At 65.4% G+C, this 26,403-nt stretch carries 21 protein-coding genes and 1 pseudogene; 9 read left to right on the top strand and 13 right to left on the bottom strand.

Features of this window, described 5'->3' with window-relative positions:
* Positions 1-7 precede the first annotated feature (7 nt).
* From GVL12_RS19435 to GVL12_RS19415, 5 genes are all read right to left on the bottom strand, one after another.
* Complete coding sequence (locus tag GVL12_RS19435) at positions 8-2,086, bottom strand: acetate--CoA ligase family protein (RefSeq protein ID WP_159917153.1); 2,079 nt, start codon at positions 2,084-2,086, stop codon at positions 8-10.
* 149 nt (positions 2,087-2,235) lie between these two features.
* Entirely contained in the window at positions 2,236-3,288 is a 1,053-nt protein-coding gene (locus GVL12_RS19430) for an acyl-CoA dehydrogenase family protein (RefSeq protein WP_159917151.1), read from the bottom strand.
* A gap of 1 nt (position 3,289) precedes the next feature.
* Positions 3,290-4,492: an acyl-CoA dehydrogenase family protein gene (locus GVL12_RS19425; protein WP_159917149.1), complete on the bottom strand. Its 1,203-nt coding sequence runs from the start codon at positions 4,490-4,492 to the stop codon at positions 3,290-3,292.
* Positions 4,493-4,524: 32 nt separating this feature from the next.
* Complete coding sequence (locus GVL12_RS19420; RefSeq protein WP_200843921.1) at positions 4,525-5,295, bottom strand: SDR family NAD(P)-dependent oxidoreductase; 771 nt, start codon at positions 5,293-5,295, stop codon at positions 4,525-4,527.
* A 10-nt stretch (positions 5,296-5,305) separates the two neighbouring features.
* Positions 5,306-6,286, bottom strand: a complete 981-nt coding sequence (locus GVL12_RS19415) for a tripartite tricarboxylate transporter substrate binding protein (protein ID WP_159917147.1) — start codon at positions 6,284-6,286, stop codon at positions 5,306-5,308.
* 482 nt (positions 6,287-6,768) lie between these two features.
* Here GVL12_RS19415 and GVL12_RS19410 point away from each other — a divergent pair, with 482 nt between their 5' ends.
* Both GVL12_RS19410 and GVL12_RS19405 read left to right on the top strand, forming a co-directional pair.
* Positions 6,769-8,097, top strand: a complete 1,329-nt coding sequence (locus GVL12_RS19410; RefSeq protein ID WP_159917145.1) for a diguanylate cyclase — start codon at positions 6,769-6,771, stop codon at positions 8,095-8,097.
* A gap of 44 nt (positions 8,098-8,141) precedes the next feature.
* A pseudogene (locus GVL12_RS19405) lies at positions 8,142-8,255 on the top strand (leucine zipper domain-containing protein); the annotation flags it as partial.
* A 1,264-nt stretch (positions 8,256-9,519) separates the two neighbouring features.
* Here GVL12_RS19405 and GVL12_RS19400 read toward each other — a convergent pair.
* The 3 genes from GVL12_RS19400 to GVL12_RS19390 form a co-directional block, all read right to left on the bottom strand.
* Positions 9,520-9,690, bottom strand: a complete 171-nt coding sequence (locus tag GVL12_RS19400) for a hypothetical protein (RefSeq protein ID WP_235033917.1) — start codon at positions 9,688-9,690, stop codon at positions 9,520-9,522.
* 239 nt (positions 9,691-9,929) lie between these two features.
* The gene (locus tag GVL12_RS19395) at positions 9,930-10,571 is read right to left on the bottom strand and encodes a TetR/AcrR family transcriptional regulator (protein ID WP_159917141.1); all 642 of its coding nucleotides are present in this window, start codon (positions 10,569-10,571) and stop codon (positions 9,930-9,932) included.
* A gap of 164 nt (positions 10,572-10,735) precedes the next feature.
* Complete coding sequence (locus GVL12_RS19390; RefSeq protein WP_159917139.1) at positions 10,736-11,728, bottom strand: SDR family oxidoreductase; 993 nt, start codon at positions 11,726-11,728, stop codon at positions 10,736-10,738.
* Between the two features lie 129 nt (positions 11,729-11,857).
* Between GVL12_RS19390 and GVL12_RS19385 the strand changes: the two genes are divergently transcribed.
* Together GVL12_RS19385 and GVL12_RS19380 are read left to right on the top strand one after the other, a co-directional pair.
* Positions 11,858-12,283, top strand: coding sequence for a ribonuclease HI family protein (locus GVL12_RS19385; protein ID WP_159917137.1), 426 nt, complete (start codon positions 11,858-11,860; stop codon positions 12,281-12,283).
* Between the two features lie 3 nt (positions 12,284-12,286).
* On the top strand, positions 12,287-13,189 hold the full coding sequence (locus GVL12_RS19380; RefSeq protein ID WP_159917135.1) for a LysR family transcriptional regulator: 903 nt from the start codon (positions 12,287-12,289) through the stop codon (positions 13,187-13,189).
* Between the two features lie 6 nt (positions 13,190-13,195).
* Here the strand turns inward: GVL12_RS19380 and GVL12_RS19375 are convergent, their stop codons facing one another.
* The 3 genes from GVL12_RS19375 to GVL12_RS19365 all read right to left on the bottom strand — a co-directional run bounded on the left by GVL12_RS19375 (position 13,196) and on the right by GVL12_RS19365 (position 18,257).
* Positions 13,196-13,651 carry a VOC family protein gene (locus GVL12_RS19375; protein ID WP_159917133.1) on the bottom strand — a complete coding sequence of 152 codons (456 nt, stop codon included), beginning with the start codon at positions 13,649-13,651 and terminating at the stop codon, positions 13,196-13,198.
* Between the two features lie 180 nt (positions 13,652-13,831).
* Entirely contained in the window at positions 13,832-15,094 is a 1,263-nt protein-coding gene (locus tag GVL12_RS19370; protein WP_159917131.1) for a putative Na+/H+ antiporter, read from the bottom strand.
* Positions 15,095-15,206: 112 nt separating this feature from the next.
* Positions 15,207-18,257, bottom strand: coding sequence for an FAD-binding and (Fe-S)-binding domain-containing protein (locus GVL12_RS19365; protein WP_200843920.1), 3,051 nt, complete (start codon positions 18,255-18,257; stop codon positions 15,207-15,209).
* 163 nt (positions 18,258-18,420) lie between these two features.
* On the opposite strand from GVL12_RS19365, the gene GVL12_RS19360 reads away from it, so the two are divergent.
* A complete protein-coding gene (locus GVL12_RS19360; RefSeq protein WP_200843919.1) occupies positions 18,421-19,278 on the top strand; it encodes a LysR substrate-binding domain-containing protein in 858 nt (285 codons plus the stop codon).
* 85 nt (positions 19,279-19,363) lie between these two features.
* Here the strand turns inward: GVL12_RS19360 and GVL12_RS19355 are convergent, their stop codons facing one another.
* Positions 19,364-20,053, bottom strand: coding sequence for a TerC family protein (locus GVL12_RS19355; protein ID WP_159917127.1), 690 nt, complete (start codon positions 20,051-20,053; stop codon positions 19,364-19,366).
* Between the two features lie 159 nt (positions 20,054-20,212).
* Between GVL12_RS19355 and GVL12_RS19350 the strand changes: the two genes are divergently transcribed.
* From GVL12_RS19350 to GVL12_RS19335, 4 genes are all read left to right on the top strand, one after another.
* Entirely contained in the window at positions 20,213-21,016 is an 804-nt protein-coding gene (locus GVL12_RS19350; RefSeq protein WP_159917125.1) for an AraC family transcriptional regulator, read from the top strand.
* 78 nt (positions 21,017-21,094) lie between these two features.
* Positions 21,095-21,739 carry a LysE family transporter gene (locus tag GVL12_RS19345; RefSeq protein WP_159917123.1) on the top strand — a complete coding sequence of 215 codons (645 nt, stop codon included), beginning with the start codon at positions 21,095-21,097 and terminating at the stop codon, positions 21,737-21,739.
* A gap of 84 nt (positions 21,740-21,823) precedes the next feature.
* Positions 21,824-23,101 carry an ANTAR domain-containing protein gene (locus GVL12_RS19340; protein ID WP_159917121.1) on the top strand — a complete coding sequence of 426 codons (1,278 nt, stop codon included), beginning with the start codon at positions 21,824-21,826 and terminating at the stop codon, positions 23,099-23,101.
* Positions 23,102-23,400: 299 nt separating this feature from the next.
* Positions 23,401-24,618, top strand: coding sequence for a nitrate/nitrite transporter (locus tag GVL12_RS19335; protein ID WP_159917119.1), 1,218 nt, complete (start codon positions 23,401-23,403; stop codon positions 24,616-24,618).
* 10 nt (positions 24,619-24,628) lie between these two features.
* Here the strand turns inward: GVL12_RS19335 and GVL12_RS19330 are convergent, their stop codons facing one another.
* Positions 24,629-26,341 (bottom strand): bifunctional protein-serine/threonine kinase/phosphatase, encoded by a 1,713-nt coding sequence (locus GVL12_RS19330; protein WP_159917117.1) that lies wholly within the window; start codon positions 26,339-26,341, stop codon positions 24,629-24,631.
* Positions 26,342-26,403: the final 62 nt, after the last annotated feature.

The raw sequence follows: 26,403 nt of genomic DNA, 5'->3' as shown, positions 1-26,403 counted from the left end.
CCGGGACTCAGCGCAGTGTAATCACCGCATCCAGGCACACCGCCCCTTGTTCGCGCACCACCAGCGGGTTCACATCGATGCTTTCGAGCACATCGGCATGGGCCTGGCCAAACGCCGACAGCTTGCAGATCGCATCGACCAGCGCCTGCTCGTCGTACTGCGGGCCGCCGCGCCACTGGCGCAGCAGGCGCGACGACTGCACGGCATCGACCAGTTCGCGGGCGCGCGCGGCGTTCACCGGGGCCGACGCAAACGCCACGTCCTTGAACAGTTCGACGGCCGTGCCGCCCGAGCCGAACATCACCATGGGCCCGAAGGTCGGGTCCATATGGATGCCCATGATGGTCTCCACACCGCCCTTGAGCATGGGCGTGATCAACACGCCGGCTATGCGCGCTTCGGGCGCGGCCGCCTGGGCGCGGCGCAGCAGTTCGCCATAGGCGTGGCGCACGGCATCGGCGTCCTGCAGATTGAGCATCACGCCGCCGATTTCGGTCTTGTGCGCGATATCGGGCGAGGAAATCTTGGCGACCACGGGAAAGCCATAGGACGTGGCCGTGGCCGCTGCCTGCTCGGCGCTGGTGCAGACGCTTTCGGGCAGCATGGGCAGGCCGGCTTCGGCCAGCACCTTCTTGGCCGCGGCTTCGGTCGAGACATCGCCCAGCGGCTGGACTGCGCGCTGCGCGCAGGAGGGCGAGTACAGCGCTTTGTGGCGGCTGGCGAGCCGGCGCGCGCCGGCAATCGCCAGCACTGCGCGCGAGGGGTCGGCGAAAGTCGGAATGCCATGGGCGTCGAGCGCGGCCGCGACTTCCTTCGTGGCGAGCATCACCATGACGATGCCGCGATCCGGGAACCTGGCCTTGAGTGCGATCAGCTCGTCGCTGGTCGACTGGAAGCGGCTGGGCGACAGGCCGACATGCGCAAGATATGCAAATACGGTGCCATAGGAAGAATGGGTCAGCAGCGCGTCCAGCGTGCGCGTCACGCCGCTGGCCACGGCCGTGACCTGGGCCGTGGTGTCCAGCGGGTTGGCAGCGACCGCAAACGGCAGCACTTCGCGCACCGCGGCACTGCCTTCGTTGGAGAGCGGCGGCAGCGCCAGGCCATGGTCGCTCGCATGGTCGGCCATCAGAATGCCTATGCCGCCCGAGCCCGTGAGAATCGCGACTTCGGAATTGCTCGGCAGTGCGCCCGTGACCGCGCAGACATAGGCGATGTCCAGCATCTCCTCGATGGACTGCGGGCGGTAGGCGCCGCACTCGGCGAACACCGTGTCGTAGACCGTGTCATTGCCGGCCAGCGAGCCGGTGTGCGTGGCCGCAGCCGTGGCGCCGACTTCGGTGCGCCCGGCCTTCATGATCAGCACCGGCTTGCCGGCCCTGGCGGCCTTGAGCAGTGCCTGGCGCAGGCGCTTGCCGTCCTTGCAGGACTCGACGGCCGCGCAGATGACGCGGGTCTCGGCGTCGTCGGCCAGGTAGTCAATGCATTCGGCCACATCGACATCGGCCTCGTTGCCGGTGGCGATGATCTTGGAAAAGCCCAGGCCGCGCAGCGAGGCCATGCCATAGGTGGCCGAGCCGAAGGCGCCGCTTTGCGTGGCCAGCGCGATATGGCCCTTGACCGGGCGCAGACCGTTGAGCGCGGTCGAGAATGTCGCCGAATAGTGATTGGAAAGATTGAGCAAGCCCAGCGAGTTCGGGCCCAGCATGCGCACGCCGGCTTCGCGGCAGATGTCGACCAGCTTTTGCTGCAGCGCCTTGCCGGTCTCGTCGATTTCGGCAAAGCCCGCGGTGAGGATCTGCACGGATTTGACGCCCTTGGCCACGGCTTCGCGCAGCGCGGTCTCGACCCCGGCCGCGGGAATGATGATCACGGCCTGGTCTACGGGGCCGGGCACTTCGCTGATGTTCTTGTACGCCTGCAGGCCCTGCACCAGGGCTTCGCCCTTGTTGATGGGGTAGATCGTGCCCTGGTAGCCGCCTTCGCGCATGAAGCGCAGCACGCGTCCGCCTATGCGCTCCGGGTCGGAGGAGGCGCCGATCAGCGCCACCGATTCGGGAAAGAAAAGGGAGTGGATTGTTTGCATGGGATGGTCGTTGCGGGTGGAAGTCATGCGCGTTGGCGTGCGGTGCGTTAAATCCGTTCACCCTGAGCCTGAGCTGGTCGAAGGATCGAAAGGTGCGGGCTTCGACAGGCTCAGCCCGAACGGGTTTGTAGGTTTGCGGACGACAGGTCTCAGGCAGCGGCGAGTGCAGCCACATCGTTGGCCATCTGCGCCGACAGCGCATCGAGGCAGTGGAAGCGGTCGCCGTATTGCAGATTGCACATCAGGGTGTGCATGGCCAGGCGCGCGGCCGGCATTTCGGTGGTCATGCCCATGCCGCCGTGCAGCTGGATCGCCGACTCTGCCACAGTCCGGCCCACGCTGGCCAGATAGAGCTTGGTCAGCGCGGCATCGCGCGGGTCGGCCGCGGCATTGGACGAGAGCGCCTCGGTCACGTCCTTGACCAGGCCGCGCGCGCTTTCATAGGCCACATACATTTCCACCAGCCGGTGGCGCAGCGCCTGGAAGGTCGACAACTGCACGCCGAACTGGCTGCGCGTCGTCAGGTATTCAATGGTCTGCTCGACCATGGCGCCCAGCGCGCCCACGGTCTGCACGCTGGTCATCACGGCGCCGGTATCGGTTGCGGCCTTGACCGCGGCTGGCACGGCATCGCCCTGCAGCAGCACCTGGCCGGCGTCGACGCTGATGCCATCAAGCGCGATATCGGCCGTGCGGCGGCCGTCAAGCCCCTTGTAATAGCGCGCTTCTGGCAAGTCCTTGGCATCGATCAGCACCAACTGGGTGGCCGTATTGAACAGCAGATGGCTGGCCTCGGCGCTCAGGTCCGCGCCCAAGAGCCGGCCTTGCAGGCGCACTTGGCCTGCGCCATCGGGCGTGGCCTGCACGCCGCTGCCCAGCACCGGGCAGACCGAGGCTTCGCCCGCAGACAACTGCGCCAGCAGCGCGCGCGCCGCGGCATTCTCTCCGGCCGCGGCCAGCAGCATGGGCGCGACCACGCAGCGCGCGATCAGCGGCAGCGCCAGCGCGTTGCGGCCCGCGGCTTCGGCGATCGCCGAGAACTCGGCCAGCGTCGCGCCCACGCCGCCATGGTCTTCGCCGACCAGCACGCCCTGCCAGCCGAGTTCGAGAATCTGGCTCCACTGGGCCGCGCCTGCAGCCGCCATACGGTCCGTCGAGTCGTAGAGGTCGCCGGGAAACATCGGGGTCACATGGAAAGTCATCTCAGGCTCCAAACAGGTCGCGGGCAATCACGTTCTTCTGCACTTCGCTGGTGCCACCGGCAATGCTGCGTGAACGGTAGAACAAATAGGTATGGGTCAGCTGGCGTTCGATATCCATGTCGTCGGCGCCATCGGGCGCTGCGATCTCGGGCACCAGCCGGGCCGCGTATTCGGGGCCGGCGATATCGAAGGCAATGCCGACGATCTGCTGCGACAGCTCCGAAGTGTGGAGTTTCAGCGCCGAGGATTTGGACGAGGCCAGCGTGCCGCGCATTTCCTCCTGGATGGCGCTGAGCAGCATCTGCCGCGAGCCCCTGGCCGAGGCCTGGGCCAGGAACAGCCGCTCCTGCAGCGCGTGGATGCTGGGCAGCCCCGGCTGGGCCTGCATCTTTTGCGCGAGCAGTTCGGCGACCTGTTCGAGCTGGCGCGTCAGGCGCGGCACGGTGGCCGGCGACAGGCGTTCGCGGTCCAGCAGGAACTTCGCGCATTTCCAGCCTTCGCCTTCCTCGCCGACCAGGTTCTTCGCCGGCACGCGCACATTGTTGAGGAAGACCTCGTTGACATGGTGCCACTGGTCTATGGTGCGGATCTCGCGGATCTCGATGCCGGGCGTGTCCAGCGGCACCAGCAGCAGCGAGATGCCGGCCTGCTTGCGGCCTTCGCTAGAGGTGCGCACCAGCGTGTACATCATGTCGGCTTCATGGGCGTGCGACGTCCAGATCTTCTGGCCGTTGAGCACATAGTCGTCGCCGTCGCGCACCGCGCTGGTCTTGAGCGAGGCCAGGTCCGAGCCCGCGCCGGGCTCCGAGTAGCCCTGGCACCAGTGTTCGCTGCCGTCGAGAATGCGCGGCAGGAAGCGGCTCTTGATCGCGTCGCTGCCGAAATGCATGATCACCGGCCCGATATGGCCTATGCCGTGGTGGTATTGCGGCGGGCAGTCGGCCTGGGCCGTGACTTCCTCGAACAGATAGCGCTGCTGCAGGTCCCAGCCCGTGCCGCCGTAGGCCACCGGCCAGTTGGGCGCAGCCCAGCCCTTGGCATGCAAGGCCTTTTGCCAGGCGCTGAATTCCGCGCGCGACATCTTCTGGTTGCTGCGCACTTTCTCCTTGAGGACGCTGAGTTCGGGCCGCTGCGTGAATTCCAGCAGTTCCTCACGGAATGCGGCATAGGGGTCGACGGCGGAAAGGTGAGGGTTCTGTGTCATGGAAGCGAGGGGGAAAAGTCGACCGACACCGGTCAGTGGTAACTGCGGCCGCCGTCCACCGCAAGGGCGACGCCGGTGATGAACGAGGATTCGCCGCCCGTGAGGTACAGCGCGGCGCGCGCGATCTCGACGGCTTCGGCCACGCGGCCCAGCGCATAGCGCGCGCCGACCTGGGTGCGCAGCACTTCGGGGTCGTAGCCGTTGCGCACCATGGGCGTGTCGACCGCGCCCGGGCAGAGGGTATTGACGCGGATCGGCGCCCATTCCATGGCCAGCGACTTGGACAGCGAGATCACGCCGGCCTTGGACGCCGCGTAGGCGCCGCGGCGCATGAAAGGCTGCAGGCCCTGGCCCGAGGACAGGTTGACGATGGTGCTGTCCTGCACCTGGCGCAGATAGGGGTAGCAGGCGCGTGCCAGCAGAAAGCTGCCCGTGAGATTGACGTCGATCACGCGGCGCCAGTCGTCGAGGCGCACTTCGCTGAGCAGTTCGCCATTCGCAATGCCGGCGGCGTTCACCAGCCCGTCGATGCCGCCCAGCGCCTGGGCCGCGCTGTCGACGGCCTGGGCCACCGAGGCCTCAGTGGAGACATCGGCCTGGAGCGCAATGCCATGCCCGGGCTGGAAATACGCATGGATGCCGGCGACGTTCTGGTCGATGGCCGCGACCTTTGCGCCCTCGGCAACAAACAGCTGGGCAATGGCCGCGCCAATGCCCGAGCCTGCGCCCGTGACCACGATGCGCCGCCCGGCCAGGCGCCCCAGCGCGGGCATGTCGGGAATGGAAGTGGTGGTGTGTGTCATAGGGTGCAGCTCAGTCGAGGCGGATCTTGCGTTCGCGAATCACCGGCGCCCAGGTGGCCAGCGTCTTCTTGAGGTAGTCGGCAAAGCCCTGCTGCGTCATCAGCGCGGGTTCGAGCCCGGTCTTGTAGATCGCGTCGTGCATGTCCTTGGTTTCGAGCACGGCCTGCACATCGGCATGGATCTTCTTTTGCAGCGCCTGCGGCGTGGACGAGGGCACGAACATGCCGAACCAGCCGCTGGCCGTGAAGTCGGCCAGCGCGGGCACGCCGGATTTGGCAATCGGCACGATGTCGGGCGAGCGCTTGATCGGCGCGGTGCTGCCTATGCCCAGCACCTTGAGCTTGCCGGTCTGCACAAAGCTCATCGTTGCCGAGCTGTCGAACAGCGCCTGCACCTGGCCGCCGACCAGGTCGTTGATTGCCGGGCCATTGCCCTTGTAGGGCACATGCACGATGTCTATGCCCGTGCGCCCGGCAAAGCCTTCGGCCGCGATATGCGGGCTGGAGCCATTGCCCGACGAGGCAAACGTCATGCCCGGATGGGCCTTGGCATAGGCGATCAGTTCGGGCACGGTGTTGGCCGGCACCGCGGCATTGACATAGAGGTAGCTGTAGGAGTCGGCCAGCATCGCCAGCGGCGCGAGCGCCGCCGGCTTGTAGGGCAGCTTGGGCACCAGCACCTGGTTGGCCGTGAAGCCGAATGCGGTGATCAACAGGGTATGGCCGTCGCCCGGTGCCTTGGCTGCGGCCGCCGTGCCTATCACCGTGCCCGCGCCGGGCCGGTTGTCGACGATCACGGGTTGCTTCCAGCGCTCGGACAGGCGCTGGGCGACGATGCGCGCCAGGATGTCGGTCACCCCCCCGGCGGCATAGGGCACGATGATCTGCACGGGCTTGGTCGGGAAGCTCTGCACCGGCTGCGCCTGCGCCGCCACGGCGCAGAAAATCGCGAAAATGGCGGCAAGACCGAGGCGTAAATGTCGAATCAACATGCTGCTGCAATCCTTTTTGAAAGTGCGGTGGCATGCCTTGCGCATGCCCGGGCAAGAGCTTGGGCCTTCCTGGTGCAAATAATTCTACCGTTCGGCAGGTAAGTTGAAAAATGGGGAGTAACCCTAGACGGGATGGGTTGAGCTGCGAGGGCACCGGCCGTGGACCGTGCTCGTGTGGCTGATGGAGACGGGTTATGCCTTTTGCCCTGCTCGTGTCAACCGCCGCAGCAAGCGAGGGTCAGACGGCTTCAACTCGGTGTGCGCAATCTGCCCCACAGGTCCGCAGTCTGTCCTGCCTGCCGTTGGTTATCTGCGCTGCGCTGCGCTGGCGTGGCCAACGCCTGAGGCTGTCCATCACCTCCCAACGCCGCCTGTGACCAGATCGAGCCATGGCTGATCAGCCCGGCATTTTTTCAAGCCGCAGAGCTGCTTTCCTGCACTTCATCGATAATTGCCCAGTCCCTTCTCTTTCATAAACACCGTTGATCTCCATCCTCCGCCTGGTTGCACTGGCTCTCGACCAGCTTGAAGTGGCCATCTGTATCTTTGATACCAGGCACAGGACGGTACTCTGGAACGACACCTTCCTGCAGTTCTTTCCCGAGCATGCGGGCCATGTGCATGAAGGCGAGGACTACCGCGAGAATCTGCGGCGCTTCTATCTGGGCCGGCTCAGCAAGGAGGAGCTGCCCTCCATGGAGCGCTACATCGAGGAAGGTGTGCAGCGCCATCACCTGCAGCAACGCGCTTTCGAGTTCGACCACCACGGCTATCGTGTGCGGGCGGCTTCGGTATCGCTGGGCGCTTTTGGCCGGGTCAGGCTGTGGCGCAAGACCACGCCCTTGTTGCCGGGAATGCAGGATCGCGTCAACCCGAGACCGGGGCAACTGCCCGGGCAGATTTCCGCCGATACGGCCAGGGCACTGGAGAGCCTGGCAGACGGCATCCTGATGGTGGATGAGCAGGACCGGGCCGTGTGGGCCAACCACGCATTCCTGGTGCTGTATGGCCAACCCGACATGGAAAACCTGGGCGCACGCCATTTCGACGACATCTATGTGCAAACCTGGCGGCGCGCGGAGCCGACGGCGGACTATGCAAGAGGTCTCGCCGTCCTCAAGGAGCGGCAACGTTTTTCGGGTGCCCCCTACGTGCTGGCGCTGCCGCAAAACCGCTGGGTGCGCATCGTGGAGCTGCGCGGCACCCAGGCCAATGGCAGCAGCTTTTTCTCGCATGTCGATGTCACCGCTTCACGCCGGCAGCAGGAAGAGTTGCACCAGCTGACCCAGCATCTGGAATCGTTGGCGGGAAAGGATGCATTGACAGGCCTGGCCAATCGCCGGCGCTTCGACGAGGTGCTTGAATCCAGGCGGGGCGAATCCCGTCGACTCGGGTCTGCGCTGTCGCTGCTGATGCTGGATGTGGACCACTTCAAGCAGCTCAACGATGACCACGGCCATCCCTTTGGCGATGAGGTGCTCAAGAGCTTCGCGAGGGTGCTGACGCATGTGGTTCAGCGCCCGGGCAGCCTGGTGGCGCGCTATGGCGGCGATGAATTTGCGATCCTGCTGCCCGAAACCGATGCAGCGAGCGCGGCCAAGCTGGCAGAATTCCTCCGGCTGCAGGTGGAGGGGATGTCACTGGGCACTGAGCGCACTGGCGCGGTGCGCATCACGGTCAGCATCGGCCTCGCCTGCACCAGCGATTGCGCTCTGGAAGCATCCAGCACCATGGTGGTGGATGCGGCCGACAAGGCCTTGTACGACGCCAAGGGCCAGGGCCGCAACCATGTTGCGGTGGCGCGCCAGTGATGAAGGTCCGATAAGGGCTTGAGCGCCGGTGCAGCGGGTGTCCGGCCCCCACCGCTCGCAAATGGCTGGGTCGCTACCTGGCCTTGGGCAAGGCGGGACTGTTCGACGCCTCGTCTTCGCCGGCATGCTCGCCGCGGGCCATTGCGCCGGCCGGGGCCTGGACGAAAGAATCCCCTTTGTCGAAGAACTTCAATGAAAGCAACACACCAAAACTTACGACGATAATCGTGATTCCCCATATCGAAAAAATCAATGCAGGGGCCAGGCTTTCCAGTAGCCAAGGGGTTATATATATGGATAGCGCTGTTAGGCTGATTAAGTTTGAAAGCGTGAGTTGTACTTTGGCTATTGCTTTCGATGGAGTATGTAGCGCAATTTGTGTTCCTGAGCTTATTCTCAAGTAAGAAAAAATAGCCCCCATTCCCGTGAAGAGTCCTATCTGTGCAATGGTTGATTGTGTATGCGAAAAAACGATGCTTAATACTCCGAGAAGCAGCAAAGGCAGCAACCAATTAACCACTTTATTGGATTTCACGGAGATTATGTTTATCAGCAGCGCGGCGGTTATTGCGCCGACAGCCCACGCACTTGTTATCAGGCCAAATTCGTTTGCTGCTTTTTGCTGAGATGTGACTATGGGCGCGAGCAAGGCATTCGACATCTGCGAAACCGAGAAACCAAGCGTTGCAACCACGCATGGGAGAAGCAGCATAGGTGTTGATCCAATGATGGCGATTCCATCGGTCAGTCGCAATAAATAGCTCCGTTTATATGAAATAGAATTTGGAGTAACTTCCAGGTTTTTATTGCCCAAGCGTAGGCAGATCAATGCACTCGCCATTCCTAAAACAGCGGCAATTGCACTTGTGATTTGGCTGCCAAATTCAGCAACAAGAAAACCTGCACTTGAAAAGCCGATGGCTAAAGCAATTTGACGGATCAGGCCTACCCGCCGGGCAATCGCTGACCGATGGTCCGGGGACCAACTGCGCAGCATCATTCCTTCCGAAGCGGCTCCAAAAACCGAATTCGATGGCCCGAACAAAATTGCCACCAGAAAAACAAGGGCATTTGCAGCGCCAGCGTTCAGAGTTGCCAATAGTAATGGGATTGTGAGTGCGACGCTACGTACAGTGGCTGATGCAAGGATCAGGAAAATCGTGTATTTTGACTTGCCGAGCAAAGGGCCAAGAAACGGGCTTATGAGCAAGCTTGAAGCGCTGGCAAGAAGATAGAAAAATCCGACTGAAGATGCTTTATGGGTGGTCGCAAGTACAAGCCAGCTAAGCGACACAGTATAAAGTCCGAGTGCGCTCCAGTTGAATGCATTGACGGCGTAATAATATATTAACTGCCGCTTATCTTCGGTCATTGGGAGACGGTCTGGGAAGAATATGTGAAAAAATGATTTTTCTTCAAATTTTATGCGCAAGCTGCTTCTTTGCTCATCATGCGAAAAAATGATCTTGTGTATTTGACGTTCTCAAGCGGTTCTTCAAAAATATCTCTGGCATGCGCTCCAAGCCAGTTGTTCAGAATGAACAGGCGGCGCGGCCTGAGAGGCGTTGAAATGCATGTTTTGTTGGTCGACAAGGAGGTCAACATACGCTTCACTTTCTCTATTTAAAAATCAGGATCGCTTGCGCAAGCCGTGACCTCTGCGTTGAAGAATGGAACGCAATTATCCCCATCGACTCTCCTGAATCACCCTTGCAACGGGCACCCCCGGCAGGAGGTGCTGCGCCCATGTCCAGACGCAAACGCTCAGGAAGCAAGCGGTCGACACCTCACCGCGTGTCGCCGGCCGCATGGCGCGCGTGGCCAGCTGGTGGTTACTTGCGCCCTGTGGCCTTCAAGCCGTGCAGTGCCATATCCAGATATTCCTCTATGACTTCGCGCGTGGACATCGGGCCCTTGGGGTTGTGCCAGCGCGTCATCTGGTTGAGCGACGACAGCAGAAAACGCCCGGTCAGCGCGACGTTGTGGGGCTTGAACTCGCCCGCTTGAATGGCATCGGCAATGCAGCTGCGCAGCAGGTTTTCGTACTCGTTGCGCAGCGCGATCGTCAGCGTGCGCTGCTCGCTCTCGGCACCCATCCAGAACGCGTTCGAGCCGGCCATCCAGGAGTCGCGGTCGGCGTCCATGAAGTCCGCGGACACCAGCATGTACTGGCGCACTTTCTCCAGCGGTGTGGGCGCGGCGTCGACGGCGGCGCGCACGGAATCGATCAGCGCGCGCAGCGAATCCAGCACGATGCGGTGGAACAGCGCTTCCTTGTTGGGAAAGTGGTAGTACAGCGCAGCCTTGGTGATCTTGGCCTCCTCCGCGATATCGCGCAGCGACGTGCCTTCGTAGCCGCGCCGGGCAAACAGCCGGCAGGCGATGCCTATGATCTGTTCCGGTCGGTTGTCGACGCGCGGCCTGAAGCCTTCGGTCGCTGCGGCCGTGTCTTCTTTTGGACGACGAGTTGCCATCGTGCTCCCATTTTTGTTCTGGTGGAGGAAAAAGTATAGGTGACCCGGGGCGCGATACAAGGTGTTGCCGTTCGGCGCAGTCATGCCCGGAGCTGGGTAAAACCCTTATTTACCTTTCGGTAGGTAAGTGTAGCTCCAAAGCCCATGGCCGACGGCTTGGGCAATCAGCCGCCGACACTGCCCGTGATCGGCAGCACGATGCCGGTGATATAGCTCGCGCAGCAGGGCGCGGCCAGAAACACATAGGCGGGCGCGATTTCCTCGGGCTGGGCTGCGCGGCCCAGGTCGGTGTCGGCGCCGAATTGCGCAAGATCGTCGCCGCTTTTGTCGGCGGGGTTCAGCGGCGTCCATACCGGCCCGGGTGCGACCGCGTTGACGCGAATGCCCTGGCCCGCGAGATTCGACGCCAGGGCCTTGGTGAACGCGTGGATCGCGCCTTTGGTCGCCGAATAGTCAAGCAGTTTCGCGCTGCCGCTCAGGCCGGTCACCGAGCCGGTATGGATGATGCAGTCGCCCTTGGACAGATGGGGCAGCGCGGCCTTGGCCATGTGCATATAGCCGAAGATATTGGTGCGAAAGGTTTCCTCTATGCGCTCTTCGCTCAGATCTTCTAGCGAATCCGCATGCTCCTGAAAAGCGGCGTTGTTCACCAGGATGTTCAGGCCGCCGAATTGCTTGACGACTTTCTTCACCGCGTCGGCGCAGAACTTCGCGCTCTTGATATCGCCGGAAATCGCAATGCTCTTCGTGCCTTCGGCTTCGATCAGCGCGCAGGTCTTCTTTGCATCTTCATGTTCGTTGAGATAGGCAATCGCGACATTCGCGCCTTCGCGGGCATAAAGAATCGCCACGGCCCGGCCTATGCCGGAGTCCCCGCCCGTGATCAGCGCCGTCATGCCCTTGAGTTTGCCGCTGCCCTGGTAGCCGGGCGCGTCGTAGTGGGGCTGCTGCTGCATCTGCGCTTCCTTGCCGGGCTTGGTCAGGTGCTGGCGGCTCATGGGCGCGCTCGGTGCCTTGCGTCCCGGGCCAGGGGCCGGCTGTGCGGGTTTGGCTTTCTTGGGCTTCTTGTCCGCCGCGTTCTGCTGGGCCTGAATGTCCTTTTGCTTGGCGACGGTCCTGGCGACTGCTGCGGTGGTTTTCTTCGCGGTTTTTTTCATGGCCCGGTTCTTCCTCAAGTGAATGCGCTGCGGCGGTTCTGATCAATGTAGTGCGCTGATTCACGCCCCGCTGTAGGAAAACGGCCTTCATCGGGCCGCGCCTGGGCGCGATGCGGGTAAGCTCGTGGCATGGATTCGCAACTCTGGACGGTCTACATCGATGGCAGCGCGACGCCCAACCCCGGGCGCATGCGCATAGGTGGCGTTGCCTATGCGCCTGACGGCAGTTCGCACTGCTTCAGCCAGGCGCTGGCACACCAGGGCTGCAACAACGAAGCCGAAGCGCTGGCCGCGATCCACGCGCTGCAGTGGCTGCATGCCCAGCAGGTGCGGCAGGTGTTGCTGCACACCGACAACAGCATCCTCGCGGAACAACTGGCCCAGGCGAATCCCAAGCGCATCGAGCGCCTGTTCGCGACCTATGAGCAGGCGCGCGCGCTGTTGCCGCTGTTCGACAGCGTGCTGGTGCGCTGGATTCCGCGCCACAAGAATGCCTTCGCCGATGCGCTGGCGCGCGCAGAGGCATGCCCACGGACCTTGGCAATCGCCGGCTGAGCCATGCTGAGTGAACTCAAGACCTTCATCGCCGTCTGCCGCCATGGCACTTTTGCCGCGACCGGCGAGCGCATAGGGCTCACGCAGTCGGCGGTGAGCAGCCAGATCAAGCGGCTGGAGGAGTCGCTGGGCTTTGCGCTGTTCGATCGCACCGGGCGCTCGGCCACGCTCAACGCCGCGGGCCAGGCGACGCTGGCGCGCGCCGAGCAGATCCAGGCGCTCTACGCCCAGCTCGCCGACCTGCCCGGCGAGGCCGGCGCATCCGGCCTGCTGCGCATAGGCGCGATCGCGTCGGCGCAGGCAAGCCTGCTGGCGCGGGCCATAGGCACGCTGCGCGCCGCGCACCCGCAACTGCGCGTGCATGTGACGCCTGGCATCTCCATGGGGCTGATGGACGACCTGGACGCGGGCAAGATCGACGCCGCGCTCATCATCCGCCCGCCGTTGGGCATGCTGCCCGAGCTCACCTGGCAGCCGCTGGTGCACGAGGCTTTTGTGCTGGTGGTGCCCGCGCACGTCAAGGGGCGCGACTGGCGCGCGCTGCTGCAGGAGCATCCCTTTTTGCGCTACGAACGCACGTCCTTTGGCGGGCGCATGGTCGAGCGCTTTGTGCGCCGCGAAGGCCTGGCCGTGCGCGATGCGGTCGAAGTCGACGAGATTTCGGCGCTGATCCACCTGGTCGCGCTGGGCGTGGGCGTGGCACTGGTGCCGCTGGTCGAGGCCCACCTGCCGCTGCCCGCCGGCGTGCGCGTGCTGCCTTTGGGCGAGCACACTTTTCACCGCGAGATCGGCCTGTTGCAGCGCCGGCCGCGCGCGAGCACGCCGGCCGTGGCCTTGCTCGCGCAATGCCTGCGCGACGCCGCCGAAGGGTCTGCGCCCAAGGCCGGGCGCCGCGCCCGGCGCTGATGCGCCTTATTTGGCGAACAGCGAATCCAGGTCGGCAAACGACTTCATCTCCACCGCATTGCCCGAGGGGTCGAGAAAGAACATCGTCGCCTGCTCTCCAGGCTCGCCCTTGAAGCGGATATAGGGCGCGATGACGAAGTCCGTGCCGCGCGCGGTCAGCTTGTCGGCCATGGCCTGCCACAGGTCCATGGGAATGACGGCGCCAAAGTGGCGCACCGGCACGTCGTGGCCGTCGACCGCGCTGTGGGCGCGCTGCCCGCATTCGTCGGGCGCGAGGTGGGCAACGATCTGGTGGCCGAAGAAGTTGAAGTCCACCCAGGCGTCCGAGCTGCGCCCTTCGGGGCAGCCGAGCAATTCACCGTAGAAAGCACGCGCCTGGGCGAGATCGTGCACGGGAAATGCGAGGTGAAACGGGATAGCTGCGGACAGGTGGGCGGCAGGGGAGAGAATCGTGGCGTTCATGGAATAGGCCTGCTGGCGGGTGGATGACAGCGCCACTGTAGGCAGACTTGACGATAAAGAAAAACGATATATTTCTCATCTGAGCATCGATTTTTTCCATCAATGGGGGGGGCCCGCGCCTGCGCAGATGCGCGCGTGCGAAGAAGCACCCTATGGCCCGGCCGCCATGCGGCCGGGTTTTCACAGCAGCAGCAATGCAAGCGCCGCCACTGCGGTGGGCCCCAGGGCCCCGAGCAGCAGCCCCAGCGCGCTGACGGTCTCGTCGGCGAAGCCGCGCTTGAGCAGGGCCACGCCCGCGGGGTTGGGCGCATTTGCAATCACCGTGAGCCCGCCGCCCGCCACCGCACCGGCGACCAGCAGGTACTTGGATTCATCCGAGATGCCGACGATCAACGAGCCCAGGTAGGTCAGGGCCGCGTTGTCGGTGATGGCCGTCAGGCCTATTGCGCCCAGGAACAGCGCCAGTGGCTCCAGGTTGGACACGATGGGCTGCAGCCACCATTGCTGCATGCCGCCCAGCACCACCAGGCCCGCGAGGAAAAAGCCCACGAGCAGCGCTTCCTTGAGGATCAACGGGCTCTGGTGCTGCGCATAGGCCTGGGTGAAGCCCAGGAACATCAGGAACAGGCCAAGGAAAATCACCGGGTGGTGGGCAAACAGCACCACGCCCGCGAGCAGCAGCAGATGGACCGCGACGACGGGCAGCGGCACGCGCGCGGCCGCGTCGAGTTCGTCATTGCCGGGCAGCGCCGGGCGCAGGTGCTGGCGCAGGAAGAAGGCCGCAACGCTGGCGTTCACCAGCACCGCGATCGCGGCTTTCCAGCCGAAATGGGAGAACATGAATGCGCTGTCCCAGCCCCAGGTGGCCGCGACCATCAGCACGGGCGGCGCCGCATAGGCGGTCAGCGTGCCGCCTATGGAGACATTGACGAACAGCACGCCCAGCGCCAGGTACTTGAGCCCTTCGGGCACATGGCGGCGGAAGATCTGCGGCGCGAGCATCAGCGCCGCAATCGTCATGGCCGCGGGCTCGGTGATCAGCGAGCCCAGCAGCGGCACCGCGGCCAGGCCCAGCCAGGCGGTGGCCAGGGGCGTGGGCAGCGGGGCCCAGCGCGCGAGGGTGTTGACCGTCGACATCACGGTGGCCAGCACCGGCTTGGACGCCGCGATCACCATCACCACGAAGACGAACAGCGGCTCGGTGTAGTTGCGCGACTCGGCGTATTGAAGGGCGGCTTCGCCGCCGCTGGCCAGGGCCATGAGCGCAATCAGCACGATGGCCCAGAAGCCGAAGACGACTTCGACTTCACCGAGCAGGTGAAACAGGCCGGCGTGGCGCGGGAAGCGGTGGGACAGGCGCTCGAACTGCTTGGCGGCGAAAGTGTGCGCCAAAGCGAGGCCAAAGATGGCGGCAGCCATCGATTCGACAGGGATGTTGAACATGGACAGGGAGGACGTGACAAGGCAGCGAGGCGGCCCGACCTTCGCTGCTTTCCTGACACGTCACCATGGCATGCCACCCGGTGCGGATTGTACGGCAGTCAGTGGCCCGCCATCAGGCTGCCGCGCGCAACTGTTCGAGCAAGGCCTGCACAGGGTGGCGCAGTTGCCGCTGCGACAGGCGCGAGACCTGGCTGCGGCAGGAGTAGCCCGTGGCCAGCGCGACTTCGGCCCCTGCACTTTCTGGCAGCTTGCGCTCCCAGGACTGGGCGTAGATGTGCCTGGACGTCGCGAGGTTGCGGTCCTCGTGGCCGTAGGTGCCCGACATGCCGCAGCAGCCCACGGCCTGCGCGCGCAGGCGCAGCCCGCGGCGCGCGAACACCTGCACCCATTGCTCGCTGCTGCCCGGCGCGTTCGTGGCTTCGGTGCAGTGCGGCATCAGCGTGAACAGCGGGGTGTCGACCATGGGTTCTGGCAGGGCCTGGGGCAGTACGTCGAGCAGCCATTCCTGCGGCAGCGCGACGCGTGGCACCTCGCCTATGTCCGCGACTTTCTGGTACTCCTGGCGGTAGGTCAAGGTCATTGCCGGGTCCAGGCCCACGAGCGCGATGCCCGATTCGGCGAGCGCCGACAGCCCGCGTGCATTGCGTACCGCGGCCTGGGCGAAGGCGCCCAGGAACCCTTGCACATGCAGCGGCTTGCCGTTGGGCTTGAGCGGCGCGAGCCAGACCCGGTAGCCCAGGCGCGAGGCAAGCTCGATCAGCGCGGCCAGCGGCTCGGGGTCGAAGTAGCGCGTGAAGGTGTCCTGCACTATCACCACGCTGCGCGTGCGCTCCTCTTCGCTCAATGCCAGCAGCGCCTGCGGCTGCGCGGGCCGCACGTTCCAGCGCGTGAGCACGGCCTGCAGATCGAACGGGCTCAGCAGCGGGCTGTCGACCATGCCGATATGCTTTTGCAGCAGGCGGCGCACCCCGCTGGCGCCCATCAGCCCGTTGTAGACCGCGGGCATGCGCGCCATCCAGGGCATGGTCAGCTCCAGCGAGCCGATCAGGTAGTCGCGCAGCGGCCGCAGATAGCGCTGGTGGTAGAGCGCGAGAAAGCGCGCGCGAAAATCCGGCACGTTGACCTTGACCGGGCACTGGCCCGCGCAGGACTTGCACGACAGGCAGCCGGCCATCGCCGCGTAGACCTCGTGCGAGAAGTCGGCTTCGCCGCGCCGCGCGGCCCGGCTGTTGCGCCAGCGCGTGGCCAGGCCGATGACAAAGGATGGCTTGGCGGCCGCGGCCTGCAGCACATCGACGCCGGCTGCGCCCTGGAGTCTCAGCCATTCGCGCATCAGCGAGGCCCGGCCCTTGGGCGAATGCACGCGCTCGCGCGTGGCTTTCCACGACGGGCACATCGCGTCATCGGGGTCGAAGTTGTAGCAGGCGCCGTTGCCGTTGCAGTGCATGGCCGCGCCATGGCTTTGCCAGACGCGCTCGTCGATCTGGCGGTCGAACTCGCCGCGCAGCGGCACGCCGTCGACCTTGAGCAGCAGCGTTCTGGCTGCGGCGGGCGTGGCGATCTTGCCGGGGTTGAACTGGTTGTGCGGGTCGAACGCCGCCTTGAGCTGCTGCAGCGCGGGGTAGAGTTCGCCAAAGAACGCGGGCGCGTATTCCGAGCGCAGGCCCTTGCCATGCTCGCCCCACAGCAGGCCGCCATGGCGCTGCGTAAGTTGAGCCACGCCGTCGGACACCGGCCGCACCAGCGCCGCCTGGCGCGGGTCCTTCATGTCGAGCAGCGGGCGCACATGCAGCACGCCGGCGTCTACATGGCCGAACATGCCGTACTGCAGGCCATGGCTGTCGAGCAGCGCGCGGAACTCGGCAATGAAGTCGGCAAGATTCTCGGGCGGCACGGCCGTGTCCTCGACAAACGGCTGGGGCCGGGCTTCGCCCTGCACATTGCCCAGCAGGCCGACCGCGCGCTTGCGCATCGCATAGACGCGCTTGACCGCGCTCTCGCCCACGGCCAGCGTATGGCCCAGGCGCTGCACGCCGGCGTCGCTTTGCAGATGGGCGATGAAGTCCTGCACCTGGTGGTCCACGGCCTGCGCATCGTCGCCGCTGAACTCGATGATATTGATGCCCAGTGTCGGCTGCGCGGCGTCGCTTGGGAAGTACTCGGCGACGCTGTTCCAGACAAAGTCCTGCATGGCCAGCATCAGCACCTTGGAGTCCACGGTCTCTATCGACAGCGGCTTGAGCGCGAGCAGCGCGCGCGCATCGCGCAGCGCGTCCATGAAGGCCGCATAGCGCACATTGACCAGTACCGAATACCTGGGAATGGGCAGGACGTTGAGCCTGGCTTCGACCACGCAGCCCAGCGAGCCTTCGGCGCCGCACAGCACGCTGTTGAGATGGAAGCCACCGTCGGCTGCGCGCAAGTGGGCGAGGTCATAGCCCGTGAGGCAGCGGTTGAGCGGCGGGAACTTGGCGGCGATCAGCTCCGCCTGGGTGTCGGCGATGCGGCGCGCCGTGCGATGGACCTGGCCCGCGCGGCCGGCCTGCGCACAGGCGCGCTCGAGTTCCTGTGCGTTCAGTGCCTGGCTGCGCAGCCGGTCGCCGCCCAGCAGCACGAAATCTATGGCCAGCACATGGTCGCGCGTCTTGCCATAGGTGCAACTGCCCTGGCCGCTGGCGTCGGTGTTGATCATGCCGCCTATGGTCGCGCGGTTGGACGTCGACAGCTCGGGCGCAAAGAACAGGCCATGGGGCTTGAGCGCGGCGTTGAGCTGGTCTTTCACCACGCCGGCCTGCACCCGCACCCAGCGCTCCTGGGCGTTGATCTCCAGAATGCGGTTCATGTGGCGCGACAGGTCCAGCACGATGCCATCGGTCAGCGACTGCCCGTTGGTGCCCGTGCCGCCGCCGCGCGCCGTCAGCGCCACGCCGCGGTGCGCGGGCTCGGCCAGCAGCCGCGTGACGGTCTGCACATCCTCGGCATGCGCGGGAAACACCACCGCCTGGGGCAGGCGCTGGTAGATCGAGTTGTCGGTCGCCAGCACCGTGCGGCTGGCGTAGTCGGTGCTGATTTCGCCTTCGAAGCCGGCGGCGCGCAGGGCGACTAGAAAGGCGCTGGAGCCGGCGTCGGGCGCGCTCGCGGGCAGGGGAAGTCGTTCAATCATCGGGGGAGCCTTGTGCTGGCCTTGGCACTGCATCAATGATGTGTTCAATGCATGTGTTTTTGGCGAGACTCAAGTATCGGCCCGATAATTCGGCAATACAAACGGATATTTCAGCGGCAATTGCTGCATAAAACTCATGCATTACCGTCGCCTGACCCCTTCCATGTCCCTGCTGCTGGTGTTCGAGGCCGCGGCGCGCCATGAAAGCTATACGCGCGCGGCCGAAGAACTGGCGCTGAGCCAGAGCGCGGTGAGCCGGCAGATCCAGACGCTGGAGTCGCAACTGGGCATCAGCCTGTTTCGCCGCCAGGGCCGCTCGGTCAAGCTCACTGAATTGGGCCGGCGCTACGCCGCGGAACTCGGCGCCGGGCTGGGCCGGATTCGCGCGGCCACGCTGCAGGCCATGTCGCACCAGGAGGGCGGTGGCGCGCTGCGCCTGGCGACGCTGCCTACCCATGGCTCCAAATGGCTGCTGCCGCGGCTGCACGACTTCTACCGTGCCCACCCGGGGGTGACGGTGCACATCCATTCACGCATAGGCCATATCGACTTCAATGCCGAGGAGATCGACGCGGCGATCACCGTGGGCACCGGTGACTGGCCTGATCTGCGCGCCCACTGCCTGCACAACGAGTTTCTGGTGGCGATCGCCAGTCCGCAGGCCCTGGGCGGCAAGCGCGCGACGCCCGCCTGGATCGCTTCGCAGACGCTGCTCACGGTGGCCAGCAACCAGAAAGGCTGGGCGCAGTGGTTCAGCCATTACGGCCTGGACCACCGGCAGATGAAGGTAGGGCCCAGCTTCGAGCTGACCTCGCATCTGATGCAGGCGGTGCGCGCGGGCATGGGCGTGGGCCTGGTGCCCCGGGCGCTGATCGACGACGAAGACCGCCGCCCGGGGCTGGTCGAAGTCGGCGCGGCCATGGTCAGCGAGCGCTCCTATTACCTTGTCTACCCCGAGCGCAACGAGACGCTGCCCGCGCTGGCCACGTTTCGTGGCTGGCTGCTGGCGCAGCAGCCGTAACGCTCCCGCAATGCAAAACGCACTGCCGGGGCAGTGCGTTCATGCAGGGAAACGGCCAGAGACTCACACCCTGGCGCCTCCCGGGTCAGACCTGGGCTTGCTTGCCCGAAGCGCGCGCCTGCGCGAGCTTGCCCAGGCCCACGACCAGCACGGCGCCGGTCGCGGCGGCGGCGTAGTGCAGCCAGGGGTGGGCCATGGTGTAGCCGTGCAGCAGGCGGTCGTTGACGACGGTTTCACCACCGACCCAGCCGATCAGCGCCGCGCCCAGCGTGATGATCACGGGGAAGCGTTCCATCAGCTTGATCATCAGCGTGGAGCCGAAGATCACCAGCGGAATGCTGATGGCCAGGCCCAGGATCAGCAGGACCATGTTGCCTTGCGCCGTGGCCGCCACGGCAATCACGTTGTCCAGGCTCATCACCAGGTCGGCGATCAGTATGGTGCGGATCGCGGCCATCATCGAGCCCGTGCCCTTGCTCTCGCCGTCGCCTTCTTCGTTGCCGCTGAGCAGCTGGTAGCCTATCCACAGCAGCAATACGCCGCCTATGACCTGCAGGAACGACAGCTCCAGCAGCTTGGCCGCGACCACCGTGAGCACGATGCGCAGCACCACGGCGGCGCCGGAGCCGAACATGATGGCTTTTCTTTGCTGTGCCGGGGGCAGGGAACGCGCCGCGAGGGCAATGACGACGGCGTTGTCGCCGGACAGGATGATGTTGATCCAGACGATCTTGAAGAGACCGATCCAGAAGTCGGGGGTGCTGATAAATTCCATTTTTACTCCACTGTTATGAATATAAAAGCGCCGCAGGCGCGGCGCTCTCTTTTTATGAGTGCGCGCAGTTTAGGTCTGAAATTCGCCGCTTGCTGTGCGTAGTACTGCGTAAATTCCGGGGCGCAGCGGTGACGCCGGCGGCATTCATACAATGGCGCCATGCAAGCTTTTTCCGAGTTCTGGCGCGATCCGGCCATGCCCTATGCCGAGAGCCGGCGCGCCTGCGACAGCCGGGCCTGCTACAAGCCGCACAGCCACCCCACGTTTTCCATAGGCGCCGTGGACCGCGGCAGCAGCCGCTTCAGCGGCGCGGGCGACGGCCCGGTCACGCTGCAGGTGGGCTCGCTGGTGTTCGTGCCCGCAGCGCGCGTGCACGCCTGCAACCCGCAGCCGGGCAGCGCCTGGAGCTACCAGATGCTGCACCTGGACGCGGCCTGGCTGCAGGCCGTGCGTGCGGAGTACGCGTCCGAGGCAGGAGGCGGCGAGTCGATTCGCATCGTTGCCGCGCCCGCGGTCTATGCCCGTTTCTGTCGCCTCAACGCTTTGTTGTTCTCCGCAGCCGATGCCCAGGACAAGGAAGCGGCGCTGATCGAGTTCGTTGGCGAGACCGATACCGCACAGGGGCTGCGCATCGATTCCGGCGCCAGCGCGCGCCGCAGCGAACAACTGCAGCCGGTGCTCGACTTCCTGCGCAATGCGTCGGCAATCCACACGGACCTGGGCGATCTCGCGCGCCTGGCCGGCACGAGCCGCTACCAGCTGATACGCGCGTTCCGCGCCGCCACCGGCATGACGCCCCATGCCTGGCAGCTGAACCGGCGCATCAATCTGGCGCGTGAGCACATCCGCGCCGGCGAAGGCCTGGCCGATGTCGCCTACCGGCTGGGCTTTGCGGACCAGGCGCATTTCCAGCGGGTGTTCAAGGCGCATGCGGGGATCACGCCGGGGCGCTTCAGGGCCTAGCGGCCGCGCAATTTTCTTCAATACAGGCCGGCACTGCGTAGCCACACTGCGAGCGAATGACTCCCATGTGTCTTTCGAATGCAGACCTTCTTGATGATCGCCGCAGCGCATTTTCTCGCGCTGCTTTCCCCTGGCCCGGATTTCTTTCTGCTTGCACGCACCTCGCTGGCGACGAACTGGCGCATCGCCAGCGGCGCCTGCCTGGGCATTGCCGTGGCCAATGGCGTGTTCATCGTCGCGGCGTTCGCGGGCACGGCGGTGCTCACGCCCGGCAGCGCGTTGTTTGTCGCGCTGCAGCTCGCGGGCTGCGGCTATCTGCTCTATCTAGGTGCACTGTTCATTCGCCATGCGGGTGCGACGGCGTTGACGGCGGCGCCTGCCGGCCAGGGGCAGGGCGTGCAGCCCGCGTCCGCTGCCAGCCTGTGGTGGCGCGCGGCCGCCATGGGCTTTGTCTCGGGCATCCTGAATCCCAAGAACGCGCTGTTCTACGCCAGCCTGGCCGCGATGCTGAGCGGCCCCTATGCGAGCGCGGGCTGGAAAGCGGTCTATGGCGCGTGGATGTTCGGCATGGTGCTGCTGTGGGATCTGCTGGTTGCGATGCTGATCGGCAACCAGGCCGTGCTGCGGCGCTTTGCGCGCGCTCTGCCCTGGCTGGAGCGCATTTCGGGCGCGATGCTGATTGCGCTGGCGCTGGGCGTGCTGGCCGCGCTGTGGTGGCGCTGAGGGTTTTGCACCAAATGGATGCAGGCAGGCATGGGTCTTGCGTGTCTGCACTATTCTTGGACGTACCCTTCGGCAATCATCGCCATGAACACTTTTTTGTTTTTGTATTCGAATGACAGCCCCTGGCCTCAGGCCTGGCGGGATCAGTTCGCCGCGCACGGCATGGCCTTCGAAGCCCAGGCCATTGACGCGGCGCAGTTGGTGCAGCGCATAGGGTCCGGCGCGCCGTTGCAGGTGGTCGTTGCCATGCCCGCGACGCAGCTGAGCGCGGCGCTGGCGGCGTGGCCCGACGGGCCGCCCTGTGCGATCAGCCTGATCGACGCGGCGCCGGCCCCGGCCTTGCTCGAACGCCTGCAGGCCCGGGGCCTTGCGGGCTGGTGGCCGCAGACGTCCACGGCGCAGGATCTCGCGGCCGGCCTGGCACTCGATCGCTGGCGCTGGGAAGAGCGCAAGGCACTGCGCGTGGCGCTGGCCAGCGCGCAAAGCCAGCTTGCCGATCGCAAGTGGCTGGAGCGCGCCAAGGGCATAGTCGCCGACGCGCGCGGCACCAGCGAAGACGAAGCCTTTACCTTTTTGCGCAATGCCGCGATGCACGCCAGCCTCAAGCTGTCCGACATTTCGCGCTCGGTGGTCGAGACCGCGTTCTGGGCCGAGTCGCTGAACCAGGCCGGCCAGCTGCGCATGCTGTCCCAGCGCATCGTGCGCCTGGCCGCGCAGTCGCTGCTGGGCGTGGACCGCCCGCGTGCGCGTGCGCTGCAGACGGCGTCGATTGAACGCGTGCAGGCACGTCTGCACTTCCTGCAGACCGTGCCGCATACCCATCCGCATACGCCGGCCGTGCAGTCGGCTCTGGCGGTGGTGGTTGATGCCTGGTCGCGCATGCAGCAGGTGCTGGCGGAGAAGACCAGCATGGAGATGCTGGCGCGGCTCAATGCCCGGGCCGAGCATTTGCTGCAGCACGCCGAGGCCCTGGTGCAGGCGCTGGAGGCTGCGTCGGGTCGGCGCGCGCTCACGGTGATCAATCTCTGCGGCCGCCAGCGCATGCTGGTGCAGCGCCTGGGCAAGACCGCCTTGCTCGGCGAGCTGCTGCAGGACGCGTCGCTGCGCGCCCTGCTGGCCGACATGCGCTCCGAAGTCGAAGTCGCGCTGCTCAAGATGGAGATGACGCCGCTGTCGAGCCCGGAAATCACGCTGAGCCTGCGCGAGTCGCGCAAGGCCTGGCTGCATCTGCAGTCGGGCCTCACGCAGCTGGACTCGGTGCAGAGCAGGGCGGCGCTGTGCCGGTCGTGCGACAGCCTGCATGACAACTTCGACCAGCTGACCCTGCTGTATGAGAAGAGCCTGCAACTGCTGATGTCCTAGAGCGGCTAACACAACCCTTGAGACGTCGTTGCGTGGCCTTGCCGTGCTACTCGCACTGTCTGCGCCCCCGCGCCTGGCCGGCCGCGCCTAGTCTCAACCGCAAATCTACGATTTGCTGGGTCGTGTTAGCCACTCTGAATGATTGCCGCAAAGCGCGCACGATTCTTGCTGAACGTGTGTGCCGCCCACCCGCAACGAAGCGGGCAGGGCGGCATGAAAACAACGACGTCTACGTCTGGCACTGCCGTGAAAGCGGCGCGCGCCAGCGTAGGCGTTTTCTTTTGCACGGAGAACATTCGATGGCGGGATTTCGCAGCTTTTTGCAAGCCGGGCACGCACCAACTTTGGGCGCGTCATTTTTCTACTTCGCATGCTCGTGTGGCATCTGGGTCATCAATGGGGCGATGGCGCCGTTTCTCACCGAGAGTTTCGATCTGACGCCCGCGCAAAGGGGCTTGATGCTGTCGATTCCCATCGTCGCCGGCTCGCTGATGCGCTTTCCGCTGGGCCTGCTGGCGCAGTACATAGGCCGCAAGAACGCGACGCTGGTGGAGATGGTGGGCATCGCCATCGCCATGCTCTATGGCTACTTCGCCGTCGACTCGTTCAACGACCTGCTGGCCATGGGCGTGCTGCTGGGCATTGCGGGCGCGAGCTTCGGCGTCGCGCTGTCGCTGGGCTCGGGCTCGTTTCCGCCGCGCTACAAGGGGCTGGCCATGGGGCTGGTGGGCGCGGGCAATATCGGCACGGCCGTCGCCGCGCTGCTCGCACCGCCGCTGGCCCAGGCCTATGGCTGGCAGGCGGTCTACGGCCTCGCGGCGCTGGGCATCATGGTGCCTATGGCGGTGATGATCGTGTTTGCGCGCGAACCCGAAGACCGCGATGCGCATGCCACCATGCGCGACCATGTGGCCTGCCTTTTCGAGAAGGACGGCTGGGCGTTCAGCCTGATCTACGCGGTGAGCTTTGGCGGCTTCATCGGCCTGGCGACCTTCCTGCCCAGCTACTTCTACGACCAGTTCGGCGTGAGCAAGGTCGAGGCCGGACAGTTGACGATGCTGGCAGCGTTCATGGGCGCGGTGACACGCATTTTTGGCGGCTGGCTGTCGGACCATTGGGGCGGAATCAACACGCTCACGGCCGTGCTGGTGGTGATCTGCGCCAGCTTGCTGCTGTGCGGCCTGAGCAGCGCGTCGCTGCCGCTGACCATGCTGGCGTTTCTCGTGTGTTTCGCGGCGCTGGGCGCGGGCAATGGCGCGCTGTTCCAGTTGGTGCCGCTGCGCTGGCCGACGACGACGGCGGTGGCCGGCTCGATGATAGGCGAAATCGGCGCGCTGGGCGGCGGCCTGATTCCCGCGAGCATGGGCTTGTCGCAGCAGTACACGGGCAGCTACTTCTCGGGCTTTGCGCTGTTTGCGTTCTTCGCGCTGGTGATGCTGGTGATGCTGCGCTTCATGCAGATCCGCTGGACACGCACCTGGGCGGAAAAGGGCGGGCGTGCACGCGTGACCGCCTGAACGCCTGAGTTCAGCGCGGCAGAAACAATATCCAGTAGATCAGTGCGACGTTCAGCACGGCGCTGAACGCCAGCGCGGCCTTCCAGCCAAACGCCGGATCGCGCGCCGCCAGCGGGCTGCCGGCCTGCGGCGGCAGCGGGCGGGCCGCGCCGCGCTCCAGCGCCAGCAGCAGTTCCTCGGCCGTCTCGAAACGCTGGGCCGGCGTGCGCGCGACGGCCTTGAGCACGATGGAGTCGAGCCAGATCGGCACCTGCGGGTTGTGCCGGCTGGGCGCCACGGGGTCGCGCCAGTAGCGCCCGCGCTGGTAGGCAATGACTTCGCCATAGGGCAGGCGGCCCGCGCTGAGCAACTGGTAGAGCGTCACGCCCAGCGCAAACAGGTCGGTGCCCGCATCGGCCGGGGCCGGCGGGTCGTCCCATTGCTCGGGGTTGACATAGCTTGCCGTGCCCGCGTGCAAGGTGCGCACGGCTTCGGGCTCGCGTCCGGTCAGGGCCACGCCCAGGTCCAGCAGGCGCAGCACGCCGTCGCGGCCGTAGTGCAGGTTGGCCGGCTTGACGTCGCGGTGGATCACGCCCTGGCGGTGCAGGCCGCCGAGCACGCGCGCGGCCTGCTGGGCGATCGCCAGCACCTGGGCCACGCCGGGGCGGCGGCGCTGCTCTATCCATTGCGCGAGGGTCTCGCCGTCCATCCATTCATAGAGCAGGTAGAACGCCGACGGCTCGGCGACCAGCGGCGCATGCAGCCGCGCCAGATGCTGGGCCGTGGGCCCCGTCTGCAGGTGGCGCGCAACCCAGGCCTCGTGGGCCAGCGCGGCCCATTCGTGGCGGTCATGTGCGCGCTGCGGGTGCAGCGTCTTGAGCGCGTAATGCTGGCCGCTGGCTTCGTGCAGCACGCGGTAGACGCGGTAGATGCCGCTATCGGCCACCAGACCCTCAACGCGCAGACCATCGACCACGGCGCCGTTTTTCAGCAGCGGCAGCGCGGGCAGGGTGTGGGCGCGGCGCGTGGTGTCTTCCAGCGTCGCTTCCTTCACGCCGAGAACGCGCACCACCACGGCGCTGAGATTGTCGCGGCTGCCCTGGCGCTCGGCGGCATCGGCCAGGCGCTCGGCCAGGGCCTGTGCCTGCACCGCGTCTTCGCTGGCCCATTGCGCAATCTGCCGCGGGCGGATGTCGTTGTGAACGCCGTCGGACAGCAGCACGAAGATATCGCCGGGCAGCACTTCGCCCTGGCGGTAGTCTATGGTCACGCGGTCTTCCAGCCCGATGGCGCGCGTGAGCCGGTGGGCGAAGTCCACGCCGCCCATCACATGGTCTTCGGTCAGCTGCTCTATCTGCCCCTGGCGCAGCAGGTAGGCCCGGGTATCGCCCACATGCGCAAGCGTAAAGCTCTGGCCGCGCAGCACCAGCGCCGTCAGCGTCGTGAGCCCGTAGGCGGGCTGGCGCCGGCGATTGACGCCATACAGCCAGGCGTTCTGCGCACCGATGATGCGGTCGAGCGCGACCGTGGGCTCCCAGGTGGCCGGCGTGCAAAAGAAGTCGTTGGCCAGACTCGTCACGGTGGTCTGCGCGGCTTCGCGGCCCCAGCCGCCGGCGCTCACGCCATCGGCCACGGCGGCCAGCATGCCGGCGCCGTCGTCGGGCATCTGCACGGCGGCGAAATCTTCGTTGACCTGCGCGCGGCCGGGGCGCGAGACCCATCCAATGTCGAGTTCAAAAGGCATGGGGGTGATTGTGACCAGGAAAACGCGCGGCGGGGTGTGCCCGAAACGGTGCGTGGTTTGCA

The organism is Pantoea sp. 18069 (assembly GCF_902706035.1).
GTDB lineage: Bacteria > Pseudomonadota > Gammaproteobacteria > Burkholderiales > Burkholderiaceae_C > Comamonas.
Note: the sequence above shows the minus strand (reverse complement) of the source record. Positions and strands in the feature narration are given on the sequence as shown.

What these genes read in the sequence shown, in the direction of transcription:
- GVL12_RS19345 (WP_159917123.1), top strand. Translation starts at nt 21,095, where the DNA reads ATGCAGACCTTCTTGATGATCGCCGCAGCGCATTTTCTCGCGCTGCTT.
- GVL12_RS19420 (WP_200843921.1), bottom strand. Translation starts at nt 5,295, where the DNA reads ATGACACACACCACCACTTCCATTCCCGACATGCCCGCGCTGGGGCGC.
- GVL12_RS19430 (WP_159917151.1), bottom strand. Translation starts at nt 3,288, where the DNA reads ATGACTTTCCATGTGACCCCGATGTTTCCCGGCGACCTCTACGACTCG.
- GVL12_RS19435 (WP_159917153.1), bottom strand. Translation starts at nt 2,086, where the DNA reads ATGCAAACAATCCACTCCCTTTTCTTTCCCGAATCGGTGGCGCTGATC.
- GVL12_RS19370 (WP_159917131.1), bottom strand. Translation starts at nt 15,094, where the DNA reads ATGTTCAACATCCCTGTCGAATCGATGGCTGCCGCCATCTTTGGCCTC.
- GVL12_RS19375 (WP_159917133.1), bottom strand. Translation starts at nt 13,651, where the DNA reads ATGAACGCCACGATTCTCTCCCCTGCCGCCCACCTGTCCGCAGCTATC.
- GVL12_RS19365 (WP_200843920.1), bottom strand. Translation starts at nt 18,257, where the DNA reads ATGATTGAACGACTTCCCCTGCCCGCGAGCGCGCCCGACGCCGGCTCC.
- GVL12_RS19360 (WP_200843919.1), top strand. Translation starts at nt 18,421, where the DNA reads ATGTCCCTGCTGCTGGTGTTCGAGGCCGCGGCGCGCCATGAAAGCTAT.
- GVL12_RS19395 (WP_159917141.1), bottom strand. Translation starts at nt 10,571, where the DNA reads ATGGCAACTCGTCGTCCAAAAGAAGACACGGCCGCAGCGACCGAAGGC.
- GVL12_RS19415 (WP_159917147.1), bottom strand. Translation starts at nt 6,286, where the DNA reads ATGTTGATTCGACATTTACGCCTCGGTCTTGCCGCCATTTTCGCGATT.
- GVL12_RS19335 (WP_159917119.1), top strand. Translation starts at nt 23,401, where the DNA reads ATGGCGGGATTTCGCAGCTTTTTGCAAGCCGGGCACGCACCAACTTTG.
- GVL12_RS19355 (WP_159917127.1), bottom strand. Translation starts at nt 20,053, where the DNA reads ATGGAATTTATCAGCACCCCCGACTTCTGGATCGGTCTCTTCAAGATC.
- GVL12_RS19425 (WP_159917149.1), bottom strand. Translation starts at nt 4,492, where the DNA reads ATGACACAGAACCCTCACCTTTCCGCCGTCGACCCCTATGCCGCATTC.
- GVL12_RS19385 (WP_159917137.1), top strand. Translation starts at nt 11,858, where the DNA reads ATGGATTCGCAACTCTGGACGGTCTACATCGATGGCAGCGCGACGCCC.
- GVL12_RS19340 (WP_159917121.1), top strand. Translation starts at nt 21,824, where the DNA reads ATGAACACTTTTTTGTTTTTGTATTCGAATGACAGCCCCTGGCCTCAG.
- GVL12_RS19390 (WP_159917139.1), bottom strand. Translation starts at nt 11,728, where the DNA reads ATGAAAAAAACCGCGAAGAAAACCACCGCAGCAGTCGCCAGGACCGTC.
- GVL12_RS19380 (WP_159917135.1), top strand. Translation starts at nt 12,287, where the DNA reads ATGCTGAGTGAACTCAAGACCTTCATCGCCGTCTGCCGCCATGGCACT.
- GVL12_RS19350 (WP_159917125.1), top strand. Translation starts at nt 20,213, where the DNA reads ATGCAAGCTTTTTCCGAGTTCTGGCGCGATCCGGCCATGCCCTATGCC.
- GVL12_RS19330 (WP_159917117.1), bottom strand. Translation starts at nt 26,341, where the DNA reads ATGCCTTTTGAACTCGACATTGGATGGGTCTCGCGCCCCGGCCGCGCG.